At 40.8% G+C, this 24,214-nt stretch carries 17 protein-coding genes and 1 rRNA gene; 7 read left to right on the forward strand and 11 right to left on the reverse strand.

From position 1 onward, the window contains the following. Positions 1-125, forward strand: a 23S ribosomal RNA gene (locus tag G4P69_RS27790); the annotation flags it as partial. A 69-nt stretch (positions 126-194) separates the two neighbouring features. Here G4P69_RS27790 and G4P69_RS27795 read toward each other — a convergent pair. Continuing rightward, a complete protein-coding gene (locus tag G4P69_RS27795; protein WP_208352596.1) occupies positions 195-1,262 on the reverse strand; it encodes a hypothetical protein in 1,068 nt (355 codons plus the stop codon). Positions 1,263-2,243: 981 nt separating this feature from the next. On the opposite strand from G4P69_RS27795, the gene G4P69_RS27800 reads away from it, so the two are divergent. Beyond that, the gene (locus G4P69_RS27800; RefSeq protein WP_208352597.1) at positions 2,244-2,981 is read left to right on the forward strand and encodes a response regulator transcription factor; all 738 of its coding nucleotides are present in this window, start codon (positions 2,244-2,246) and stop codon (positions 2,979-2,981) included. Between the two features lie 80 nt (positions 2,982-3,061). On the opposite strand, the gene G4P69_RS27805 is transcribed toward G4P69_RS27800, so the two are convergent. Both G4P69_RS27805 and psaB read right to left on the reverse strand, forming a co-directional pair. Continuing rightward, positions 3,062-3,229, reverse strand: coding sequence for a hypothetical protein (locus G4P69_RS27805; RefSeq protein WP_208352598.1), 168 nt, complete (start codon positions 3,227-3,229; stop codon positions 3,062-3,064). 306 nt (positions 3,230-3,535) lie between these two features. Then, entirely contained in the window at positions 3,536-5,764 is a 2,229-nt protein-coding gene (gene psaB / locus G4P69_RS27810; RefSeq protein WP_208352600.1) for a photosystem I core protein PsaB, read from the reverse strand. 566 nt (positions 5,765-6,330) lie between these two features. Here psaB and G4P69_RS27815 point away from each other — a divergent pair. Continuing rightward, entirely contained in the window at positions 6,331-6,615 is a 285-nt protein-coding gene (locus G4P69_RS27815; protein WP_208352601.1) for a hypothetical protein, read from the forward strand. 98 nt (positions 6,616-6,713) lie between these two features. Next, on the forward strand, positions 6,714-7,073 hold the full coding sequence (locus tag G4P69_RS27820) for a DUF1257 domain-containing protein (RefSeq protein ID WP_208352602.1): 360 nt from the start codon (positions 6,714-6,716) through the stop codon (positions 7,071-7,073). Positions 7,074-7,113: 40 nt separating this feature from the next. Here the strand turns inward: G4P69_RS27820 and G4P69_RS27825 are convergent, their stop codons facing one another. Beyond that, positions 7,114-11,436 carry a PAS domain S-box protein gene (locus G4P69_RS27825; RefSeq protein WP_243903081.1) on the reverse strand — a complete coding sequence of 1,441 codons (4,323 nt, stop codon included), beginning with the start codon at positions 11,434-11,436 and terminating at the stop codon, positions 7,114-7,116. Positions 11,437-11,560: 124 nt separating this feature from the next. Further along, entirely contained in the window at positions 11,561-12,037 is a 477-nt protein-coding gene (locus tag G4P69_RS27835) for a DUF4385 domain-containing protein (protein ID WP_208345861.1), read from the reverse strand. A 104-nt stretch (positions 12,038-12,141) separates the two neighbouring features. Between G4P69_RS27835 and G4P69_RS27840 the strand changes: the two genes are divergently transcribed. After that, positions 12,142-13,542 carry a cobyrinate a,c-diamide synthase gene (locus tag G4P69_RS27840; protein WP_208352603.1) on the forward strand — a complete coding sequence of 467 codons (1,401 nt, stop codon included), beginning with the start codon at positions 12,142-12,144 and terminating at the stop codon, positions 13,540-13,542. 535 nt (positions 13,543-14,077) lie between these two features. Here G4P69_RS27840 and G4P69_RS27845 read toward each other — a convergent pair. The 3 genes from G4P69_RS27845 to G4P69_RS27855 form a co-directional block, all read right to left on the reverse strand. Beyond that, positions 14,078-14,518, reverse strand: coding sequence for a Crp/Fnr family transcriptional regulator (locus G4P69_RS27845; protein WP_208352604.1), 441 nt, complete (start codon positions 14,516-14,518; stop codon positions 14,078-14,080). 647 nt (positions 14,519-15,165) lie between these two features. Then, positions 15,166-15,516, reverse strand: coding sequence for a hypothetical protein (locus tag G4P69_RS27850; RefSeq protein ID WP_208346362.1), 351 nt, complete (start codon positions 15,514-15,516; stop codon positions 15,166-15,168). A 798-nt stretch (positions 15,517-16,314) separates the two neighbouring features. Beyond that, positions 16,315-17,211 carry a phytanoyl-CoA dioxygenase family protein gene (locus tag G4P69_RS27855; protein ID WP_208345085.1) on the reverse strand — a complete coding sequence of 299 codons (897 nt, stop codon included), beginning with the start codon at positions 17,209-17,211 and terminating at the stop codon, positions 16,315-16,317. A 505-nt stretch (positions 17,212-17,716) separates the two neighbouring features. On the opposite strand from G4P69_RS27855, the gene G4P69_RS27860 reads away from it, so the two are divergent. Further along, a complete protein-coding gene (locus G4P69_RS27860; RefSeq protein WP_208345084.1) occupies positions 17,717-18,049 on the forward strand; it encodes an ArsR/SmtB family transcription factor in 333 nt (110 codons plus the stop codon). Positions 18,050-18,062: 13 nt separating this feature from the next. Here the strand turns inward: G4P69_RS27860 and G4P69_RS27865 are convergent, their stop codons facing one another. Together G4P69_RS27865 and G4P69_RS27870 are read right to left on the reverse strand one after the other, a co-directional pair. Beyond that, positions 18,063-19,919, reverse strand: a complete 1,857-nt coding sequence (locus tag G4P69_RS27865) for a hypothetical protein (RefSeq protein WP_208345083.1) — start codon at positions 19,917-19,919, stop codon at positions 18,063-18,065. Positions 19,920-20,365: 446 nt separating this feature from the next. After that, positions 20,366-21,997 carry a right-handed parallel beta-helix repeat-containing protein gene (locus G4P69_RS27870; RefSeq protein ID WP_208352605.1) on the reverse strand — a complete coding sequence of 544 codons (1,632 nt, stop codon included), beginning with the start codon at positions 21,995-21,997 and terminating at the stop codon, positions 20,366-20,368. 333 nt (positions 21,998-22,330) lie between these two features. On the opposite strand from G4P69_RS27870, the gene G4P69_RS27875 reads away from it, so the two are divergent. Continuing rightward, positions 22,331-23,002, forward strand: coding sequence for an ATP-dependent Zn protease (locus G4P69_RS27875; RefSeq protein ID WP_208352608.1), 672 nt, complete (start codon positions 22,331-22,333; stop codon positions 23,000-23,002). On the opposite strand, the gene G4P69_RS27880 is transcribed toward G4P69_RS27875, so the two are convergent. Next, complete coding sequence (locus G4P69_RS27880; RefSeq protein WP_208352614.1) at positions 22,992-24,035, reverse strand: GGDEF domain-containing protein; 1,044 nt, start codon at positions 24,033-24,035, stop codon at positions 22,992-22,994. The two genes, G4P69_RS27875 and G4P69_RS27880, sit on opposite strands and share 11 nt — an antisense overlap. Positions 24,036-24,214: the final 179 nt, after the last annotated feature.

Here is a 24,214-nt window from a genome sequence, read left to right on the forward strand (position 1 = left end):
CAAGATGAGTACTCTCATGGATTAATCCAGTAAGGTCACAGGTAGATTACCTGTTTATAGGCAGTAGGTGGAAGTGCAGTGATGTCCGCAGCCGAGCTGTCCTAATAGACCGAGGGCTTGACCTCTATTAATTGGTGTTAGACAATTTGCTATGCAACCTTCAGGGTTCCTGAAAATTCTAAAGTGCGCTCTTACTATAGTCGAATTGAAGACTCTCTAAAGCCTAAGTGGCGACGTTGTTGAAAGAATATCTGCTGCAATCCTATAGTATAAGGTAGCAATAAGGCTTGGTGTTGTGAGTAGACTCGACGGATAATTTCATCACATAAAAATTGACACCATTTTTGAGTCAGTTCCCATTTGATTTCCACACCCTCTACAACCATTACAGACAAAGGAAGGAGTTCTTGCTCTATAGGGGATAAACTACGCTCTAATACACATAGCCATAAGTAGGCTTGAAACATACTTAGGTCACGAATACAAGAATGCGCTATGCCAGGATGGTTCAAAGCTCCCCTTCGGCTATGGTGATGAGGAAGCAATTCAGCAAGTTGCTGGTAAACGGCTCGGGCAATCTCATCAGCAGCAGGTAGCAAGTGCTCTACAATTATTAAGCTTGGCGAATCTAACTGATATTGAGCTGCAGCATAACAAACACGTTGCCATGGGCTAGAGACTTGCTCTTCAACAAACTTCAAATAAGGACTAAGCAGTACTTTTTCAAAACAGGTCAGCTTGTTAAGAATTAAGCTGTTGGTAAAGTTCAATTGTGAAGTCATAAAGCCAAGAGCACGCCAGTCCTTCGAGACTTGGTGTTGCTCTTGAAATATTATTAATGTTGGTTCCAGCCCGTATAGTAGCTCGTTAATCTGTGAAGTGCTTAATCCACAAACAGAATGACTATCAAGTTGTGCTGTTGTCAAAGCTTTCTCACTAAGCGCATGTTGTTGGTAAATTTCCAATAGCTTAGTATAAACTCGTAAAGCAAACTGAGTTATACGTCTCGCCTCATTTAAATCTAAAATATTTCTTATATAGTTATATAAAGTTTTAGTTTGTATCCATGCCATCTGACAGTTAATATCCAACACACGATCCTTCAATTTATTAACAGTTAAAGTTCGACCGCTGGATGAGTTAGCTTGCAATAATAAAGTCTGATTGGATACAGAAGAAAGATCAAGTACGTAACGTTGTGCCCAAAGCTTGAATAACGATTCAACAGATTGAGTCTGAATAGTTTGAGACGTTTTTATCATGAAATTTTTCAACAAAACGGCTGGTTAACTTGAGCCACAAACCTGGCGACACTTTGAACCCAGACCTTTGAGAATATTACCAAGCTCTTACGCATAGCCTAAACTCAAATAGTTCGCAATACCAAATTAGCTTTACAAGTACTACTTACGAGCTTCGAAGATTAAGTAGAAGCGACCCCAGTTTCGTGCATGGCAGAGAAAAATTTTCTATTGGGACTGCCTTCCGGAATTAGAAGTTTATCAATACTCCTGATAACGTTCTATAGCAGTCCTAAATGATACATGAGAACGAATAAAGCCTGTAATGCTTGCAAAATAAGGATTGCTGTCTCCGTATTTTCTCATGACTGATACCGGATTGCTATATTTATGTATTAAATACTTTGTATAAAATAATTTACTTCGGATACTAAAAATATTTAGTCTACCTAGAGATATAATATTAGTTAAATTTAGAAGTATTTTAGAATACAAAATATTTTTACAATAACGAAACTAAAGAAGACAAGTTTTGTGCCATAGATCGACTTTCCCTTGATAGAGTACAGTTTTGTGATAGTTAACAGTTGCTGTTGTATAATGCTATATGCTCTCTATCAAGATCTTTGCGTGCATCTGCAAGAAATTTAGGTGATTGTAACTGAAAATTTGTTGGCAACATAACCCAGTTTGGTGCAATCTTTGCTTTAGCAGGTTGTTTTTATTTTTTTAGTAAAGTTGCTGGTGTTTAAAATTTTTTGCAAAAAATCTCGAAATTAAGCTATTAATTGATTATAACTATCTTTTTTTGGGCTTTTCACTGATACTGTTTTTTATGAAGATGCTCCAAACTATGAGCCTAAAAATCTAGGCTCTGTTGGAATAGACCCACTTATAGGGAAATATAGTGCAGCTTCATACACGATTGGTATAACAATTTTATCCGAATAGTAAAGACATTAAATACGTAATATCTGTTAACGAATAAGGGAAGAATCTTGCATGAAAATTCTCTTAATAGAAGATGATTTAGAGTTCATAGCAGTGCTACAACAAGCACTTATGAGTCATAACTATCGAATTGAGATAGCTTCAGATGGTCAAACTGGACTGGAATTGGCAACCGCATTTAACTATGATCTGATATTGCTGGATATAATCCTTCCTAAAATCGATGGTATTAGCATAACTAAGCAATTGCGTAGTTTGAGTTATCAAATGCCGATTCTTATAATGACTGGTCAAGGAAGTCCTAATGTTCACGTCGCGGCTTTAAATGGAGGAGCCGATGATTACATTATGAAGCCGTTTACTTTACCAGAGCTAATCGCTCGAATTCAAGCATTACTGAGACGTAGCCGAGTAATTCTACCTGCGGTTCTGGTTTGGGAAAACTTACAACTTGATACTACCAATAGAGTCGTTATCTATAGAGGAAAGTATCTGCACCTGACTCCCAAAGAGTATGATTTACTGGAGCTTTTTCTGCGAAATCCACGCAAAATATTTACTCGAAGTGAGTTGCTTAACAGGATTTGGTTTTGTGCTGAAGCTCCTGGAGAAGAAGCTGTCACAGCTCATATCAAGGGGCTGCGGAAGAAGTTAAAAACGGCGGGAATGACCGCAAATTTGATTGAGACAATTTACGGATTAGGCTATCGACTTAAGGAATCTGGGCAAAAGCTCACCAAACCACATCCACCGCTACATATCCTTAAAAGCGATATAGTAAGCACTTAGACAGGATTAATGATACACTTATTTTCCTGTTCCCTGTTTTAATAACTATTCATCCTTTAATCGCCCGTTTCCGATTCACTTTACAACAAGGTCACTGGTAGCCCAGCAATAACAGAAGCAATCGCAGTCCAAAGACAAAAGCGCTCAATATCTAATTCGTCTAGTGCTAGGCTCATTTGATTAATTGTTCCTAGCAGGGACGCTAGTAGAAGTATGAACAATGCAGGGTATTGCAGACTAATGCTCATTTTTTTAATCACTATCTAAGTAATGTAGTAATAGCTCACACAAAAATTTTTAAGTCATTAATAAACTAGAAAATTTGTGCTAACTTATATTGTCTTTTAAGAAAATTTATTTCTGTTACCAAATATATACATCTATCTAAAAGACAGGTTAAGGTTAATCTTAGGAAGTAAGCGTTAGTTCTAAACTATTAATTTTATAATTTTTCTGAACGAACTTTGTGTTTTTGGCTACCAATAGAGAAAACCTCCTCTAACCCAAAGGTATAAAGGAGGAAACAGCTAAAAGCTCCGAGGAAATTTAAAACTTTAACCAAATTTACCGGCAGTTGCACCTATGAGGAATGCTGCATAGGTAAGGATGTAACCAACAGTGAAGTGAGTTAGACCAACCAACCAACCTTGGACAATGGACAAAGCAACAGGTTTATCCTTCCAGCGCACAAGGTTTGCTAAGGGAGTACGCTCGTGTGCCCAAACGAGAGTTTCAATCAATTCCTGCCAGTATCCACGCCAACTGATCAGGAACATGAAACCAGTTGCCCAAACTAGGTGTCCAAAAAGGAACATCCAAGCCCAGACAGACAAATTACTCGTGCCGTAGGGGTTGTAACCGTTAATAACTTGAGCAGAGTTAGCCCAGAGGTAATCGCGAAACCAACCCATAAGGTACGTCGAAGACTCATTGAACTGAGATATATTACCTTGCCAAACACCTAGATGCTTCCAGTGCCAGTAGAAAGTAACCCACCCAAGCAGATTGAGCATCCAGAAGAAGGCGAGGTAGAAAGTTTGTTCCCAAGAAGAAGTTTGGCAGGTACCACCGCGACCTGGACCGTCACAAGGGAAGGTGAAACCAAAATCCTTCTTATCAGGCATCAACTTAGTTCCACGAGCATCCAATGCACCTTTAACACAAATCAATACGGTTGTGTGCAAACCAAGAGCGATCGCATGGTGTACCAGAAAATCACCAGGTCCAATCGTCAAGAACAGTGAATTCCTTGAGTCATTGATCGCACTCAGCCAGTTTGGTAACCAGACGTTAGCATTATTCGGCCAAGCGGTATAAGCAATACTATCTGGATTCGATAACAGAACATTTAAGCCGTACAATGCTTTACCATGCGCTGCTTGGATGAACTGGGCAAAGACTGGCTCAACCAAAATTTGTTTTTCTGGTGTGCCGAAAGCGACGACCACATCGTTATGAACGTATAAGCCTAGAGTGTGGAAGCCCAAGAATAGGGATACCCAGCTTAGGTGAGAGATAATCGCTTCTTTATGCTTGAGCACACGGTCTAGGACGTTCCCCTTGTTTTGCTCAGGGTCGTAGTCACGTACCCAAAAAATACCAGCATGGGCAAAAGCACCAATCATCAAGAACCCAGCAATGTATTGGTGGTGTGTGTACAGACATGCCTGAGTTGTGAAGTCCTTTGCAATAAAGGCATAAGGCGGCAATGAGTACATATGCTGCGCCACTAATGAGAGTGCTGTACCCAACGCTGCCAAGTGTATCGACAACTGGAAGTGCAGCGAGTTGTTGTAGGTGTCGTACAGCCCTTGATGTGGGAGGTTGAACTGACCTTCAGTGTTGATACCAAAGAAGTTTCTGGCATTAAGCATCTCTTTGATGCTGTGACCAAGACCAAAGTTCGTCCGATACTGGTGACCAGCAATGATGAAGATCACTGCAATTGCCAAGTGGTGGTGTGCCATATCCGTCAGCCATAAAGACTCGGTCTGAGGATGAAAGCCACCTAAGAACGTTAGAATTGCGGTTCCTGCACCTTGTGATGTACCAAATATCTGGTTAGGAGTATCGGGGTTAGCAGCATAAGCTCCCCAATTTCCTGAGAAGAAGGGCGCTAAACCCTCTGGGTGGGGTGGGGTGAAGAGGAAGTTCTCCCAACCCACATGCTGTCCACGTGATTCTGGAATTGCAACGTGGATCAAGTGACCAGCCCATGCCAAAGAACTCACGCCAAACAAACCTGCTAAATGGTGGTTCAGCCGAGGTTCAGCACTCTTGAACCAAGAGAGACTAGGACTGTACTTAGGTTGCAAATGCAGCCACCCTGCGAACAAGAAGAATGCCGCTAGCAAGAGCAGGAATACTGCACCTTGATACAAGTCGCCGTTGTGTCGCATCCCAATGGTGTACCACCAGTGATAAACACCAGAGTAAGCAATGTTAACTGGATAGTTAGCACCAGCCTGGCTAAAAGACTCTATTGCTGGTTCACCAAAGTGGGGATCCCATATCGCATGGGCAATTGGGCGAATATGAAGCGGATCTTTGATCCACTGTTCAAAATTGCCTTGCCAAGCTACGTGGAACAAAAGACTAGAAGCCCACAAGAAAATGATTGCCACATGACCGAAGTGCGTCGCGAAAATCTTTTGATAAAGCTTTTCTTCTGTGATACCGTCGTGGCTTTCAAAATCATTCCCTGTTGCCATCGCATACCAAATCCGACGTGTCGTCGGATCTTGAGCGAGATCCTGGTTAAATTTAGGAAATTTTGTTGGCATGTATTTTTATTACATCCTCCATTAGCTAATTGAAGTTGCTAATACTAGCGAGCCAGCAACAATTTTGTAATTAAATAAACACCCTTTCAGCCTTCAATTGGAGGTCAATCTCAGATAATAATCTGGCGAGTATAAGAAGAGATAAAACAAGCTTAATTCTCGGATTTAGCTCGTTAGGCTGTATGATGCAATTTACTTTTGCAGGAGTAATCAACAAATTAACTCTTACTAACTCGATTGCATTTCCCGCTCAGGAGAGAGATTTGTATTAAATCAAATTGTGTTCTTCATTACAGCGATTTTACTGTAAGGATTCGAGCGAAAAAGAAGTAATTTCTGTACTCTTTTTATGTGTCACATTTAACAACTTTTATTTACAGAAAACTGCTCCTTTAGGATGAAGAGTTAATGAAGTAGTAGAGATAGCTTAAAGAAGTTTCTATGGAGCCAGGCAAAAAAGTTTCAGGAGAAAAATCAATGCTCAATCTCCCATAAAAGCCTTATTCATAAGCCCCCAGATTTATCTATGGGGATTGATAATTTTGAATTCCCCTTAGGGGCTAACTATGTTCCAACTACTGTATCCCCGAATATTACATGCTTTACAACCTATTCTGGCACCTATTTGTTTTTTAACTATTTGGGCGTCGATTGTTTTTCTGTTGTGGTCTATCTGGATGGCTGCCCAAGATGGAATTCCTACTTTGAAGCGTTTGCATCAAGTTCCTTGTGCAAACTGTCAATTCTTTACAGGAGAATATCGTCTCAAGTGTCCTCTACACCCTACTTTTGCCTTAACCGAAGAAGCAATCGATTGCTCTGATTTTCGCTTCAAAAATAGGCGTGTCTGAAAGGAATCGACGAGAGCAAACCTAGTAGTCACCCTCTTTACCCACCTTGAATCTTAAGTATTAATGTTTTCCTAAAAATTTATCAGGAGGAAATCACTTTGTCTCACTTTCGTAGTTTTCCCACCAAATTTACTGATGCAGAAATTTTGAAAATAACGTTACGTGACTTAGGTATTTGTGTTAGCGTTGATGCTGCTGTTCGCGGTTACCGTGGCCAACAAATTTGCGCGGATATTGTTGCGGTTCTTGAAGGTGAATATGATATCGGATGGGAGCGTAATCCTGATGGATCTTTTGACTTAATTGCTGACCTTTTGGGTGTTGCCAAAAAGCACAATTTGGCTGTATTAATTGAGTCAATTAATCAGAAGTATATACTTAACAAAACCTTGTGCGAACTCAAACAACCTGGTCTACAAAACGCAAACGTTAAATTAGTGGTACAGAACATGTCTTGAACCATTCAAAAAGCCCCACCCAACTTTACGGTGGGGTTGTTTATGCTACAGTTCCCATTAATATTGCGATCGCCTTAACTAGCTCGTCAGGAACAATAGGTTTTGCTATATGCTGCTGAAATCCTGCTTGCAGTGCTTGTTTTTGGTTGATTTCTCCTGCGTAGGCAGACAGTGCGATCGCTGGTATATTTCCTCCCTCTTCCGGAGGATATTTTCTAATTTGCCGCATCAGAGAATAACCATCCATTTCTGGCATACCGATGTCAGAAATTAGTAAATCAGGCACGGATTGATTGAATACCGTCAGTGCCTCTAATGCTGAAGCTGCCGTAGTAACTTGTGCCCCAGCTCCCGTCAAGATAAACTCTGCCAAATCGCGCATATCTGGCTCATCATCTACAACTAGTATCTGAATACCCCTCAGTTCAATCTCACTTTCACAAGGGTGATTATCTTCAGATAACTCGTGCTGAACAGCATTTAATGGCAAACTTAGTATGAATGTTGCTCCCATATTTTCCCCTAGACTATACGCCTGAACGGTTCCTCCATGCAGTTGAGTTAAATGGCGGACAATAGCCAGCCCTAATCCTAACCCACCAAATTGCCGTGTCATTGCACCATCTTGTTGACGGAAGTATTCAAATACATAAGGTAAAAACTCTCGACTGATGCCAATTCCTGTATCTTTAACCTCAATTTGAGCATACATTCCAATCTGCTGTAGTTGCACTTCCACTCGTCCTCCAGATGGAGTGAACTTCACAGCATTAGAAAGGACATTCCAGACAACCTGTTGTAAACGGTTGCTATCCCCGGAAACTGTTCCAAAAATAGGATTGAGCATCGTCTGTATGTGAATATTCTTGGCTTCTGCTGCCAATCGTACAGTTTCTAGGGCTGCTTCAATAATTGCAACTAAATTTACCGGTGCAACGTTTAAGGACATTTTTCCTTGAAGGATACGGGAGACATCCAATAAATCCTCAATCAATTGGGCTTGTAACTTGGCATTTCGTTCGATTGTTTCTAAAGCGTGATCAGCTTTTGAGACATCTAAGCGCTTAGATCGCAGCAGTTGTGTCCAACCTAAAATGGGGTTCAGGGGCGATCGCAACTCGTGTGATAGTACTGCGAGAAATTCATCTTTAACCCTGTTAGCCGCTTCAGCTTTAGCGCGATCGCTTTGAGATCTGCAGTACAATTGAGCATTTTCAATTGCTAAGGAGGCACGATGAGCTAGTTCTTCTGCTAGCTGTAAACTGCTCTGATCATAACGTTGTCCTGACTCGGCACAGATAAAGGAAATTACGCCCACAATTCTGTCCTGGGTTCGTAGTGGCACCGTCATTACAGATTTAAACCCAACAGAGCGCAAAATTTCTAAATGTTCTGGATCACGGGCTGCTTGTACTAGGAATTCATCAGGAATATCTGTTAATAAATCTGATTTTCCTGTGCGTAATGTCCAAGCAGAACCTCTGGGAGCATCCGGTTTCAGGGGATATTTTTGTTGGATTTGCTTAGCCCATTGAAGTTTGGCGGAGTCGATATGAGCTACTGCAATTTGGTCGATAGAACTATTTTCTTTAACTATGTGGACTGCACACCAATCTGCCAACTCAGGTACTGCTAACTGTGCTACTCGCTCTAGTGTAGTTTGGTAATCCAGGGAAGAAGCCAAAACTGCGCTTGCCTCAGATAGAAAGCGCTGGTTTCGTTCTAATTTGACTTGCTCCGTTACATCTACCACATATATTAAAACATCTTCTACTTGATTGTTTGAGTTTGTCGTTGGTAGATAGTAAACATTGTAGTAGCCTGGAGAGCGATCGCTATGGCCAGGAACATTGACAGCAAAGCTGGGTGAAATAAAGCTATTTCCCGTATTGTAAATCTCATCAAAGACTGCGACTAATCTAGGATCCGATTGACCAAAAAGCTCAGAAATTGAATGCCCTAAATGTTGTTCACGGGATAGTCCGTTAATTTGGGCTAAAGCCTCATTAATCGCGATAAATTGCTGCTTACTATCCAACAAACCAATTCCCACTGGAGAAGTTTCAAAAATAGTTGCTAGCTGACGTTGTGCAGTTTCCGCTTGCGTTCGCGCAATATGTTCTCGCTCTAGTAATTGTTCCCGATCTTGTTCAGCTTGCTTGCGTTTTGTGATGTCAATGACAGCACCAATGGAATTTTTCGGATTTCCCTTTAAATCGTAAGTAAACCCTCCTCTGGCTTCCACCCAATGAATAGAACCATCTGACCAAAGCAGGCGGTATTCGTGATGGTACTCTTTCTTGCTCAGCATAGCTTGCTGAAACTTGTTCTCAGTTTCTACTACATCCGCTGGATGCACTCGATCTGCCCAAATTTCATATCTGGGTTTACACTCATAAGGTTGCAGCCCTAACATTGTGAAGTGTCCTTCTGACCAGGAAATTTCACTAGTTTGTATATCCCACTTCCACACTCCCATCCGTCCAACCTTAAGAGCTAATTGCAAGTAAGCCTCACTTTCCCGCAATGCTTCTTCTGCTCGCGATCGCTCTATGCCCAACCAAGTTAGTTCAGCAATTTGCTGCATCAGAGCTACTTCCTCGTCTGTCCAGTGACGAGGCGAGATATGGTGTAGCACAAATAACGCCATAAACCTTCCTTGTTTGACCAACGGAACACATAAAAGAGATTTAGTTTCAATGGCATCAAACGCAGCTGCACCTGCTTCTCTAGTCCGAGGATCAGTATCAACATGATCTACAATAACTGTCTTGCCCTGCTTGAGTTCAGCAATAATTTCCGGACCAAAAGTATCCATTTGGTGAGAGCCTATGATGCTGATTACCCCGTTGCAGTAGTCCCGATCAACGATGACATATTCTTGGGTAGGATCAATTTCACCGTAGGTACAACGAGTGACACGGAAATGCTCTCCTGTGGCACACATCACCTGCCACATAATTTCCTTCGGATCTTGAATAGCACGAATTACATCATTTAATTGAATTAAAAATTCCTGTTGTCTCTCTTTGCGTTGAAGCTCTTCAACCAGTTGTTTACGCTCTGTGACATCGACAGAAACGCCAGCCATGCGAACTCCCCGTCCAGCTGCATCGAAGTGGACTCTTCCCTGGCTGTCAAGCCACCGGATCTCTCCATCTGGACCAATCAAGCGGTACTCCTGCTGATAAACTGTTTCTCCAGCCGCTGCCCTTTGGTTTGTTTGTATAACTTGTAGCCGATCATCTGGATGAATTTTGGCCAAAAAATCTTCTACTGTACCTTCTTCCAGACCCCAAACACAGAGTGCATTGGGGGAACATACCACATAATTTGTGATTAAATCCATGTCCCAGGCAACTATCTGAGCCGAAGATACAGCAAGTTGTAAGCGTTCTTCCGTCTGTCGCAGTGCTGTTTCTATTTGCTTACGCTCGGTTATATCTTGCAACACAGCAACAGCTGCTACAATTTGATTTTGGCTGTTGAGAATTGGCGCAGAATTCACACTAATAAAAGTCTGACTATCATCACTTTGTAGCTTCATTTCTTCGTTAGAGACAACTTCACCTGTTTGGAGCGATCGCGCTAATGGATACTCATTAGGCGCATACATCTGTCCATCAGAGTGAAAGGCTACAAATGGTGTAATAGGTACATATTCTTCTAGTTCAAGATACTGTTCATAATCGTACCCAACAATTTGTTTGGCTTGTTCATTTGCGAGAACTAATTTACCGGATGCAGCATCGGCAATTAACACGCCAGCAGGTAACTGCTGTAAAACAGCTTCAAAGCGAGCATGTTCAGTCTCAAGCTCATGCAGTAACCGCTCCTTTTCTGCCTCGGCTTGTTTGCGCTCTGTGATATCGCGAAAATACACTGCCAGACCGTCAGGTGATGGATACGCATTTATTTCTAACCAGCGACCAATAGGCTCCCCAAACTCTTCCCATGAAACAGGCACTTGTTGATCGACTGTCTGATGCAGTGCTTGATATCCTACACTACCTACCACTTCAGGAAACACCTCATTCCAAACATGCTTACCGATGAGTTCTTCTGGTGTTCTGTGTAAAATTTTAGCTGCTGCCTGATTCACATAGGTGTAGTGCCAATTCCGATCAAAAGCAACAAAGGCATCTGTAATGCTTTCTAGGATTGTTGTCACCCGCTGTTCAGTTTCTCGTTCTTTTTCCAGCTCGCGGGCAGCATGTTCAATTACTTCTGATCGAGAAATTCCTCGCTTTTTTGCCTCTTCATCAAGCAATCCCCATGCTGTACTCGTAATAGATATACTAACTCGTTGTTTTTTTTCTGAATCCCAGTTTCTAACAAATTTACCAGCGGTGTCACGCTTCATTTAAATTTATCCGCATATGTGCACGGTTCCTCTATTCAACCGGAACTACATATTAATTAGAATCTACCGTGGGATTGAGGTTTTAATGTAATTTCGAGACTAACGGGCTTTTTACATGGGCGTTTTAGCCTAATTTATCTTTCCAAGCCTGCTTCTTTTCAGCATATTGAGGGTTGTGCTCCGCCTTTTGCCATATTTCGTAAAAGATACGTGCGCTCTCAGCCTTCTGTGGATCGCCTGTGCCCTTTTCCAGTAAAGTCTTATCCTCCGCTCGATACTTGCGCCCGCCACGGTAATTAGTGTAGCGACGCGCTCGTGTGAAACCCATCTGCAAAAATTTTCGCGCCATATCTGCTCCCACAAATTCTCCCTGATCAAGATAGGCTTGAAACATCTCGTAAAGCTTTTGGCTACTGGCACGCGCGATGTCGGGGGTTTTAAACCGCCAATGCGGTACTAGCTCACTCTTGTAGGGTTCACAAATTAACACTCCTTGCTCACCTTTTCCGACGCGATATAATTCGGGGTGTGCGCGATAGTCAATATCTTTTTTCCATGGGTAAGCGGCAGCATCAAAATCAAGATAAGACGGTTTGGTCATAGATCGCTATTCTAGAGGAGTCGTCAAATTGTCCGGTTACATAGATGTTAGTACATTTAACTTATGCACTTTAGAGAAAAAACCGAAGAACAATACCACAGCATATGACTTTAGTGATTGCCGGAGAACGCAGTGGAGTAGGTAAAACGACTGTTACACTTACTCTCTTAGCGTCCTTATCTAAGAAGGGGGTACAAGTACAATCTTTTAAAGTTGGTCCAGATTATATTGATCCAATGTTTCATCAGCACGTTACTCATCGTGCTTGTCGCAACTTAGATCCGGTGTTAACTTCTGAGGCTTACGTACAGAAGTCTTTTTCTGTTCATACCCAAGGGGTAGAGTATGCACTTGTTGAAGGGGTGATGGGGTTATTTGATGGAGTAGGTGCTAGGGAGGATGGGGAGCAATCCCAATTATCTGTTTTATCCCCAACCACTTTTGCAAGTACGGCTCATATAGCACGGCTGTTAGATTTACCTGTACTATTAGTCCTTGATTGTAGCCGGTTGTCTGGTTCTGTGGCTGCGATCGCCCACGGTTATTGCTCGTTTGATCCGAGAATTAAAATTGCTGGTGTGGTACTAAATCGGGTAGGAAGCGATCGCCACTTATCTTTGTTAAAAAATTCTCTAGAACCCCTGCAATTACCAATTCTTGGCGTCCTACGACGTGAAGATAACATTTCAATTCCAGATCGTCATCTCGGTTTAGTACCCACAGAAGAGCTTCCCCAACTTAATGCTTTAATTGATCGACTGGCTGATTTAGGAGATACATGCTTTAACTGGGAAAACTTACTACCACTGTTACGGACGGACGTACAAGGGAAATTTACCACGAGCAAAAATTCTCACTTTTTTTACGAGTCTAAAATCCGCATAGCCGTTGCGCGCGATCGCGCTTTCAATTTCTACTACCAAGATAATCTCGACTTGTTGCAAGAGTTAGGTGCAGAGCTAATTTTCTGGAGTCCGTTAGAAGATACTGAACTACCAAAATCTGTAGAGGGGATGTATTTTGGCGGTGGTTTTCCTGAAGTGTTTGCTGAGCAACTAGCAAATAACACCCATGCCCGTCATGCAGTGAAACAAGCAATCCTTAAGGGTATACCTACAATAGCTGAGTGTGGTGGGTTAATGTATTTGTGTGAGCAAATTATTGATTTTCAGGAGCATTCTTGGTCAATGGTAGGAGTACTGCCTACGATAGCTGTAATGGGTGGACGTTTAACTCTAGGGTATCGTCGAGCTGTTGCTGTCGCAAATAATTTGCTAGTCGATGTAGGTACAACTGTTAGGGGACATGAGTTTCATCGTTCCTCTTTAACATCTACTGTTAACCAACCTCTGTTTGAAACTTACCGCTACGACTGTGACGAATCTACAGGATACGAGGGATGGGGTACTTATCCCTGGGTATACGCTTCTTATATTCATCTCCACTGGGGAGAACGTCCAGATATTCCCAAGCGTTTTCTTCAATATTGTCGCGCTACTGCATAAGCTAATCTTAGTGACAACTATTAATAAGTGATAGAGAGTAATAGTTTTAGCCGTCGCTTGCTTCCGCTTGCGACGGTTTTCTCACACTTGAGCCAATCCTCCCAAAAGCCAAAAAAATAAAAAAAACCTTTAATTGTCATTATTTCCGAATACTCTTGTATTTAGTATACAGCTACTTCAGGCTATATTACAATAATAACCAATATACTACAAATGTAGTTAGATGAAAAATTGGCAGTGTCCGCAATGACGACTATCAAGAAAAATATGCCAGCCAGATAACCGATAAGTTATATCTTGCATTGATAACTTCATGTTGCCAGTCTTGCCACATTTGTCTATTTTTACACTCATTTGTCCACGTTCTTAATAAAATTTTACGATACGAATTCGCTTAAATGTCACCACACATCCAAAACCTTATAAGGGCGTAGCCTCGGGCTTCTCGCAGAGTACACCGTTCGCCCCTACCCACTGTGTTTGTTGTTTTGTTTTAGAGAATTGGTATTACCTCCTGGTACGTTAATTGGAGATATCAAATTTTCACACTTAAAGCATTAAACTTATCATTCAATTCTCGAATACGACGTGATAAGACTCCGATAATATTTACAGCAATTTCTGGAGTTTCTTCAATTGCATCGTAGAGTTGCTCTTGTGTTAATTCCAAACATTTACAAGGTTCTAAAGTTGTTGCTGAAGCTGAACGAGGTTGGGCATCAAACACTGCCATTTCCCCAAAAGATTGTCCTTTAGTAAACACAGCCAGTTGTTGAGCACCAATATGAACTTTCACTCGCCCCGAAACAATAATGTATAGCGATCGCCCTTCATCCCCTGCTTGAAAAATACTGTAATTAGTTGTGAAAGATAGTTCATCCATCACCGAAGCTAACCGCACGATCAAATCATCCCTTAATTCTTTAAAAATCGGTACTTGTCGTACGAATAATAAACGGTCAACGCTTGTTAACATAATTGTTTTTAGTGCTTGGTTCTCTTAGCTTATATCAAATAAGCATTATAAGCGTTGCACCAACTGGCGAGTCCAGCGCGAGAGCAGCGCTTTCCGCCCCCTCAATAGCGAATAATTAATTTTCCTTACGTGAGAGCGACAACACATCATGAGTGCCTAATAAATGGTAATTTGCTATATATAGCAGTCCTAAATCATTCGTGAACCCATTAGGCTGTTTGGGGCGAGGAAGACAAGATTTACGACATTAGTGGGGCTAATCGATTGGAAGAGTGTATTCCTAGTGCAAGAGTGATCCGGTTGCCCAACGCAGGACATCTGGTGCTGATCGAAAATGCAGATGAGGTAGCTTCAAAATATGTGGGGTTTTTGCAAACCGTATCGGACTTTGGACAAAAAAGCTGATTCGCGAATGACTTTTGAATCAGTGACTTACGGGCAAGCCTACGCGACGCCCGCAGCGTAGGCTTGCTACTGAGAAGTAACTGACTGGGTTGGGGAATTAGTGGCAGGGCTGAATCCTCCACGCTTTTGTTATGGGAGCATCGCAATTTTACAAAAATATATTTAGTGAGAGCATCTTGCTCGATTTATCTTGTGCCGTCTTTCTATTCCCTCAAGGATTATATATATCCCTAACAACCACATTACCAATTTTGCTCTAGCAAGAGTTCAAACTCAGTTTTCAAAGCCTTGATGTCGGCGATTCTCCCCACCAATAAATTTTCGTTACCTGCATCATTTAAACGTAATTTCCAATAGCCAATACTTTCTGAGTTGTTCATCCAAAACTGAATCACAGTGCGCACTATTTCGTCTAGATCCCAACCCCACTTTATCGGTATCGGTTCCACAGATTTTATAAATGAATCAAGTGTGCATTTATCCGTGCCTATGTATTCGACACCAAAAGGCTGGGATGCTTGTAGACTATCACATTGGTGATTAAAAAATTGTAAAACTGGAGACACTCCTACAATATCAAAAGTGTATTTCATTTTACTTTCCCGATTTCTTTACCAGATAGATATCGTGTTGATTTCTTAAAATGTATCCTAGATTGAAAGTCAAGAAGTCTACCTTTTAAGAAGTTATATTTTATGTCTATCATAAGTCATAAAATTTGCCAATCTATTAGCAGTTAAACATTGAGAGTGCTAAATTTGTTTGTTCTGAAAGTTAGCAGTAAAGAGGCTTGAGTGCTAAGTACTAATTAAATAATTATTCTTAAATTAATCAAGAGTTTCACTACTTGAAAAGTGTTTGATAACATTTTTAATAATTTTTTGGGATATAGGACTCATACTTGATTTTTGAACGACATGTAGGGCAGGCAGCGCTGCAGACGGGTTTCCCTCCGCAGGCGACTGCCGTTGTGTTAGGACGAAGTCCGTAACGCACCATTCCAAGGTTTCGGTGCCGTACTCTCGGAGCCAACACACCCTACAAGGCTACTGAGATTTTTTCAAAAATCAAATAGGATTGCTATAGCTACTTTCTACCCTTGAAAAGGTATAAGCTTCCGCTCACTGGGAAAGAACTTTAGAACTCTGGGTAATGATAATACTGATTGTTAATTGCAGATATCGGACAGTGAGTATAAGGCGTGATGGCAGGCACACTCAGTCCAATTACTTAAAAATTAGTAATATTTGTTACCTCAAAGACCACTTAAACAAATTGAAAAATCTGGTAGCACACAAAGACAAAAGCCGAGGAATGAAAAATCCTTTGGTATTGATATCCAAGCCCAAGGAAGAAACTTAAAGGTAGATGCATTATTAATTGGTATGAGACTATTCTGAAAGACTTTCACGCCAAAAAACACTCTTTTTTTGATATTCTGTAACGTTTGAGGTGAGTAGATGTAAATCCTCTTGAGGAAGGAAGGGTTGGTACGAGAATTGAACTTTTGCCTGTCTAGAACTGTAGTCAAAAAATATCGTTAATCGGTCTGATGTTACAGGTATCTTTCCTCGATGGAAAATGTTACCTGTATCGGCAAAAATAACTGTACCAGAAGGTCCTAAACAGGATTTCCAGTGTGATGGGTGTATAAGACTTTCCATCGTTTTGTCCGTGACATAGCCATAGCTATATTTGAGGGAATCTATTGCTTTTGTGGTTAGAGATTTTGGAAGATATTGAAACGGACCACCATTATCATCGACATCATTCAGATAAACAATGATTTTGAGAATTTTGCGGTCTTCCTTATCGATATGCCACAGCCTTGATCTTTCTTGGACTTGATTGGCAAGATCTCTACGGACATAAGAACCATGATAAGCGACTGGCAACCCAATGTAATTCTCTACAATATTCAGTAAGCGTTGTTCAAGTCCCCAGATAAAAATCTCTGGATACTCGATTATTTGCTCGGATGTAGCATGAACAACGTATTCATTTTTATTGGCAGAAATACTTTTTGGAATTTTGTCAATCAACTTTTCTGCGTTTTCAAGCATTTTAGGTGTTGAGGCTATCGAGAGAGATGCTAGTGAAGTCATAACAATTCCTTCACGGTTGATAGCATTGACTAAATTCAAATCTCCAATTGAAAGAACAGGGAGATTAGAAGCATGTGTTTTTAAAGCCAATTGATAATCAATCTCAGCAGAGTTTCTTACAAAAGGAATCTTCTCATATTTTCTTAAAATTCTGTTACATACTTTTTGTACAATCGTCTTCATACAATTTTCACCTTTATTGTATATAAACGCTCTACTAATCATACGTAATATAATGTTTATATATGTAATTTTTCACTCTAAAAGTTACTAAATTGTATTATTACTTAAAAAACCATACTCTATAAGGCATCTGCTTCATAGAATCTAAATATTTGGAACACTAGGCTAGTGTATGTTTTTTTACTAAAAAAAAGAAAGCTTTAATGTAACTTATTTATCTTTCAAGAAGGGTAGTTGCGTTAGTGCGCAAGCATGGGGATTTATAGGAATTCTCACCAATCTACGCATTAATACCACTGTCTGATATCCCATTTATATCAATCCACCTGCATACGTAATCGCAGATATTCCTCATAATGAGCGGTGTAGCTTTCTTGGTCTGTATCAAGAAAAGTAAAATTAAACTGTTCGGCTTAACCGTCAGTCATAAGCAGAGCTAAAGTTTCTATATTTCGATATAATCGAATAAATAAAATATAGTTACTTTTATTAAGATAATGCAAATATGAAATTCCTTTATCACCCAGACCAAAAACAGATAACTTTAGCTGGAGTACTGTATGCTTTGGGGGATCCGGTGCGCCTAGAGATTGTGCGGCTACTAGCAACAAAAGGGGAGCAGTGCTGTGCTGATTTTGATTTTGCAATCGCTAAGTCTACCATGTCAAATCACTTCAAGATTTTACGAGAGTCAGGGGTAGTCTTGACACGCAAAGAAGGTACACAGCACATTAATACACTCCGACAAGAAGATTTAGAGACGCTGTTTCCAGGGCTAGTTGATGCCGTATTAAAATCGGCTAAGCCAATGGTACTCCCTAGCGCTACTCAAAACTAAAATATAGCGGGAATTATTTCTTCTGTGGGCAATTCCCTGATGGACACCAACGATAGAGTATGTATTTGTTGAGCACATCATCTTCAACCGATATAATATACTCACCGTTGGAACGTTTGAAGGCACTGTTAGAATTGATTAGGTCAACCCAACCTTCAAAAAACACATTTTTTGGCTTAAGCGAACCAACAGTTTGCCCATTGTCAAGATTATAAACAGTACTTACTCCTTTTTCTCCTTTAGGACTACGGCTGCTAAAAGTAGCAAATGCATGGTTACCAGCCCAAGAAATTGACTGGTAACTGATTGACTTCTCAACATCTTCGTCTGGTTCCTTCCCGTTTGCCGGTTTCTCTCCTTGTCTTGGTACTTTGACATGAGGAAACATAACTGGATAACCACGATGAAGACGCCGTGAACCTTTAAGCCATCCGTCCCAACGATACATTGTAGATCCAACTTGTCCCCAACCATATTGCCTTGGTCTCTGATTGGTAAAGCCTGTAAGATAGAGAACATCCTTAGCTGCATCATAGTGAATGCGCCCTATTAGGTTTAGATCTCCAAACGGTGGCGAGAAACTTTGAGTAGCATTACCGCTGTACACCAAATTACCCTGCTTGTCCACTCCTTGAAGCTTATACATAACGATCTCTCGTCTAGTGTCTTCATTAGCAGACCAAATATTACAATTGTCATCAACATCAACACCCCAAGAATTATGCATGTCAACAACTGACGACAATGGCATCGGGGCAAATATCCCATCCGGATCCATCTTGAAAGCTGCCATTCCTGGTCCATTTTGTCCAGTACCAAACAGATATTTACGACCTAGACATTTTCTGACGGACAGTATGCCATTAGGTCTTACTGCATAGTGTGCACCTTTCTTTGTCTTGAGTTGTGCAGGTTGTGCGAATTTTGGTTCGTTATTATCAATGTAATAAACAGCAATACGCGGATCGTTAGGGTATTTAAAAATGTTAATTGTAAATTTGTAAGGAAAACTTCCTGCTTCCTCTCCTGGTTTCGTTTTAGAGTAATCCATTTTGAACATAGTGCTAGAACTGTAAAAATCCTTGCCGTCACTTGTTACATCTACGGCGGGATTAGACAGCCAGCCCACACTATAAACTTGCCATAATAATTTACCATTAGGGCTCAAACAGCGTATCCAGCCCCCACCCCCAACAATGTGCCCTCCAACACAGATATTTCCTTTTGCATCCATTCCAACGCCATCCAATCCGTAAAAACGTAGCGGTTCAACCACACCTTGGGGTTTGCCAGGGGAAAAGACACCACCTTTCTCTCCAAAAGTTTTTACTAGACGAGGAGTACAGGAACTGACATCGTAAATACGAATATATTGTCTTGGACCGTTGTCAGCAACCATCAATTGATTATTATTTGTAACCGCTAAAGCATTCGGCGTCCCCGCATCAGTAATTTTACAGCCTGTTCCTTCTTGAACTATGCTGTCTCCTCCAAGAAAATTTAGGTTCTGTATTCTCCAACGTTTACCTTTTATCTCCACTCGATAGGGGTCAACAGTCTCTTTATGTGCGCCTATCCGTTTACCATCTTTATAAATAGACTTTTCTCTTCCGTCATGCCATTCATCCCAGCTTGCTTCGGTTAAAACACTACCGTCAGGTTTGACAATCAGCTTCTCAATCCAGCTTTGAACAGCAGTCTTGGGATCAGTAGCCGTGTTACCAAACCAACTTGTGCGATAATTTGCTACAGTATCATCATTATCTGCGTGTGTTTTAGATGAATGGACAATCACTGCTGCAAATGCTAAACACCCAACTATTATTGATAAGGGGATGAGAGGATATCTCCGAAAAAAGTGAAATGACATTTTTATTAATTCCTAGTTACAAAAATATAAAATTTAATTCTTTCGTATAAAAGGGTTATACCTACACAACAAACAACAGAGTTTTAACTCTGCCTAGAGATTCCTATATAAATGCTGAATTTATTTACTCAAGACGATATCTACAAAGACTTTATTTTTAATAAAACCCTTTCCCTTGCTTAAAAATATATAAATTTTATTTAGAGATTATATCACTAGCAGTACGACGCTCTAGAAAACCACTTAAACAAACATATAAAATTCATATTTACTTTATAAAGATGCACCCGATAAACTTTTTGCCTCTTCAGTACCTCGGAATACAAGATACAGCGAACCCTATGTGTCAAAAATAGGGTGTAGCGCAAATTGGAATTGAAACGGAATTCAACTTCCCTAAACCCTCGCTTCGCGTTTCATGAAATGAATGTTCTGCACCCAACACCCTACCCCCTAATTGTGTTGTTGTTTCCATTCTTGTTAAAGTGATAGGTCATTGGAACATTCTGAATAACATTACTTTGTACTGTTATGTGATCGCTTCCTTCATCCAGATAGATTCCAACAATGGGGTGGTTTTCGGCGAATGGAGATTTAACAAGATCATAAATATAATTCCCCTCAATTATGGTTCCTGGTTGATTGGATAAGGTATATATACCAGCGCCATCATCTAGGCTCTGCATAACCTGATGGATTTTGTTGTTCCTAATTATGTTGTCGTGGATGACGGTTTCGTAAGGAGACCAACCCCATCCTACACTTATCCCAGTATAAGGCATGGCGAAGAGTTCATTTCCCTCAATGGTAACGTTGGCAACATATCCAGCAAACAGTCCAACGGATCCAGGGTAAATCTGTCCTGTGCGGGTTAGAGTATTTCCAATAACAGCAATATTGCTGACGGGTGCTGTATCTCCTATTTTCTGTGCTTGGGCATCAAGGGCAAGTCCCTGACCACCTAAGTCTTGAAAAATACAGTTGCTTATTGTAACATTTTTTACATTTCTATAAAAGTTAAGGCCTGAAGCCGTCATCTGGTTAAATGTATCCTGATCAAAAGAGATAGTGTGAGCATTGGAAACCTCAACTCCAGCAGGCATGTATTTATCTCCACCAATACCAGCTTGAATATCTAGAAAGCCGCTATTTCCAGGCTCTAGCCAATCAGCATGGGCAAAAGTCAGACCACTAAATTTAATATGGTGTACTGGATTATCTGGTCTACCTTGAATCGTCAGAATTTTTTCAAGATTAGGGGCGATCGCACTCAAGGTTGCTGGATTTTCATTTGCTTGTAAGACATAGTAAACAATCTTCGCATTGCTATCAAGGTAAAATTCCCCTGGTGCATCCAGAAACACCTTGGCATTCTCGAAATAATACGACTGATTTGGTTCTCGAGGAGGAAACAGCAAAGAAAAAGCGTATTCAGCTTCTGGTTCCTGTAGCTCAACAAACGCAGTATTACCTGATGTCACAGTAATCTGTTTCACTCGCATATGGTTTGAAGACCAATGCCTATGCACCGTAACTTCCCACCCTGTAAAATCATTGTGATAGCCAATGTCATTCAGGTCGATCTCTATTCTTTTGTTAGTCTCATCCCAGCTTTGCAGACGGAGGAAACTTCCACTGTTTATTTGTCGAGCCCGGATAGCAGGCTTCTCGTTGACATATAGCCGCCGAAAAATACGATTATTAGAAAGATTGGCCATCACTACCCCTGGTTGTTGGCTATACTGCCATCCAGTAATGGGAATTCCAGCAGAGATTACCGGCTTTTGTCCCGCTTTCGCTTGGTAAACGATAAAATGATTGTTCTGTCCTGAGTCATCGCTTGTTAAAGTGAGAGGTTGGGTTAGTTGATAAACCCCTCCTTCTAACATGATGACTATATCCTCAGTCATTGAAGATGCTAGGCTACGTGCTTTTGTACGAGCATCCTCGAGGCTACAGGGATCATATTCTGTGCAATTTTTGCCTTGTCCATTAGGTGTCACTACCAGTGTAAACCCTGCAGAGGTTGCTACATTGGGTTGCTGCTGAGCTACAGTGACATTGTGAACTAGAAGCATTACTAAGAGAGTACTAATCGCAAAAAACAATCCCAAATTTCTGGAGAATATCTTACGTATATACTTCATGTTCCATGACAAGAGGAGGTTAAATAGTGACTACTTGCTTTACTGGAAAGCACAGTCCATAAATGTCATATTTTAAGCAATTTCTGCCTTCAGTACCCAAGAATTTCCTAAAAAGGCAAGAGCTACACACAAAACCCTACGCCCTCTAAAATAACTTTATATAATTAAGAAAGATAAAGTTGTATTAACAACCGCAAAACTCATCCACATTTCTTTACCAGTGAGGATAGTGCGTGCGGCAAAAAACTGTTTAAACAAGAAACGATGAGTCAGACATCCATAAATCTAACTGCGATCGCCATCTTCCTAGTGACGCTATCAAGTCTACTAGGACCATTATTTCATTTATCCCCTGTAATCCCTGCGCTTACCACGTTTACAATATTGGGAATAGTGACTATCGATGCTTTTAGCTTCCAAGGTAAGGGGGGTAATCTCATCTTAGATTGGATAGCTGGTTTCTCAACTGAACATCGAGAACGTGTACTTCACCACGAAGCGGGACATTTCCTAGTTGCTTCGCTGTTGAACATTTCGATCTCTGGTTATACTCTCAATGCTTGGGAAGCATTCAAGCAAAGGCAATTAGGACAAGGTGGTGTCAGCTTTAATGATGACGAATTAGCACACCAATTAGAGCGAGGCACAATTACCGAACAAATGCTGAATCGCTACTGCACTATTTGGATGGCAGGTATTGTTGCTGAAACTTTAGTTTTTAAGAATGCTGAAGGTGGCGCTGACGATCAAAACAAACTGAGAACAGTTTTGACGAGTTTAGGGTTTTCTGAATCAGCCTGTCAACAAAAACAACGCTTTTGCTTTCTTCAAGCGAAAACCCTACTGGAAGAAAACTTGAATGCATATCAAGCTTTAGTCAATGCGATGCGACGACGAGCAACAGTTGAAGAGTGCCAAAAAGCAATTAACCCATAACTCCCAACCTCTCCTCTGTTCTTATCTTAGTGGGTACGATGTGAGGCGAGAGCTGATGACAACCGATGACACGATTCCGCCCACTGGCTTTAGCCTGTAATAAGTATTGATCCGCTCGATTTAGCAAGCTTATTCCTTGAGAATCGTCTTCTGGCTCTAAACAAGCAGTTCCTAAACTAATTGTGATATTAATAGCTAGTTTATTGTTGATTGCGAATGGTTCCTCGCTGACTATACGATTAAGACGACGCGCTACTATGAAAGCTTCATTGCAAGTGGTGTTGCTCAGAAGAATTACAAATTCCTCACCTCCATAACGGAACGGTGTATCTTGAAACCGTAAATTATGCCTCATACGAGTACATAGCAGTTGCAGGAGGCGATCGCCAACTAAATGTCCATACGTATCGTTAACTTTTTTAAAGTAGTCAACATCCAATATAATTAGACTTAGCGTGCTTCCGTGGTTACGAGCTTTTTCAATTTGCCTCGGTAAGTCCCACTCTAGAGCACGACGATTATTTAATTCTGTTAAGGAATCAGCTAAGGCGATCGCTGATAACAAATCGTTTGTCCGTATTAGATCACGATATTTCTGCACTTTCCGCAAACCTACTGTTAATTGCGCCAGTAGTAAACGGTGCCATCCTTTTACTGAGCCGGTATGCAACAATCCATCTTCTATACACCAGATGTACGCATCAGCTCCTTGCCTAAGGACAGCAGAATGTATCTCCACCTCCCAGTCGATACTATCGATACTTTTACTTGTAAGTAGTTCAGGACGATCCTCTAAAAGGATACAGTATATCCACGATAGTTTTATCTGGTCTTTGAGCCAACAGCACAGTTCTATACTACCGTCCAAACTAGCTTGGACAAATATGATATCAGGCGGAGAGATTTGAATCCGGGAAATTACTTGATTGAGATTCGTAAGTACTTCCACATTAAAAGCGGTTGCATTACGGATCTGATCCGGGAGTGTATCGAAGAACCTATCACTTCCAAAGACCAGAATAGAAATATTCATTGCTTTGTTTTTTGCCCTATTTCAACTTTTATAACATAAGCCTGGTTAAAACTACTGATGCTTTTTGCTAATAGTGAACCAGTATTTTTATCATAACCTCTTACTCCTATATTGTATTGTTTATTTTGTCAATACCTAAAAAACTTCCACTTTTTTTTACCTCTTAATCATTATCCTTT

This window comes from Aetokthonos hydrillicola CCALA 1050, assembly GCF_017591665.1.
Lineage (GTDB): Bacteria > Cyanobacteriota > Cyanobacteriia > Cyanobacteriales > Nostocaceae > Aetokthonos > Aetokthonos hydrillicola.

Bases quoted from the DNA above. Each gene is read 5' to 3' on its own strand.
- G4P69_RS27815 (WP_208352601.1), top strand. From the start codon at position 6,331: ATGTTCCAACTACTGTATCCCCGAATATTACATGCTTTACAACCTATT.
- G4P69_RS27805 (WP_208352598.1), bottom strand. From the start codon at position 3,229: ATGAGCATTAGTCTGCAATACCCTGCATTGTTCATACTTCTACTAGCG.
- G4P69_RS27800 (WP_208352597.1), top strand. From the start codon at position 2,244: ATGAAAATTCTCTTAATAGAAGATGATTTAGAGTTCATAGCAGTGCTA.
- G4P69_RS27880 (WP_208352614.1), bottom strand. From the start codon at position 24,035: ATGAATATTTCTATTCTGGTCTTTGGAAGTGATAGGTTCTTCGATACA.
- G4P69_RS27795 (WP_208352596.1), bottom strand. From the start codon at position 1,262: ATGATAAAAACGTCTCAAACTATTCAGACTCAATCTGTTGAATCGTTA.
- psaB (WP_208352600.1), bottom strand. From the start codon at position 5,764: ATGCCAACAAAATTTCCTAAATTTAACCAGGATCTCGCTCAAGATCCG.
- G4P69_RS27860 (WP_208345084.1), top strand. From the start codon at position 17,717: ATGAAATTCCTTTATCACCCAGACCAAAAACAGATAACTTTAGCTGGA.
- G4P69_RS27855 (WP_208345085.1), bottom strand. From the start codon at position 17,211: ATGAAGACGATTGTACAAAAAGTATGTAACAGAATTTTAAGAAAATAT.
- G4P69_RS27850 (WP_208346362.1), bottom strand. From the start codon at position 15,516: ATGAAATACACTTTTGATATTGTAGGAGTGTCTCCAGTTTTACAATTT.
- G4P69_RS27875 (WP_208352608.1), top strand. From the start codon at position 22,331: ATGAGTCAGACATCCATAAATCTAACTGCGATCGCCATCTTCCTAGTG.
- G4P69_RS27845 (WP_208352604.1), bottom strand. From the start codon at position 14,518: ATGTTAACAAGCGTTGACCGTTTATTATTCGTACGACAAGTACCGATT.
- G4P69_RS27865 (WP_208345083.1), bottom strand. From the start codon at position 19,919: ATGTCATTTCACTTTTTTCGGAGATATCCTCTCATCCCCTTATCAATA.
- G4P69_RS27870 (WP_208352605.1), bottom strand. From the start codon at position 21,997: ATGCTTCTAGTTCACAATGTCACTGTAGCTCAGCAGCAACCCAATGTA.
- G4P69_RS27835 (WP_208345861.1), bottom strand. From the start codon at position 12,037: ATGACCAAACCGTCTTATCTTGATTTTGATGCTGCCGCTTACCCATGG.
- G4P69_RS27840 (WP_208352603.1), top strand. From the start codon at position 12,142: ATGACTTTAGTGATTGCCGGAGAACGCAGTGGAGTAGGTAAAACGACT.
- G4P69_RS27825 (WP_243903081.1), bottom strand. From the start codon at position 11,436: ATGAAGCGTGACACCGCTGGTAAATTTGTTAGAAACTGGGATTCAGAA.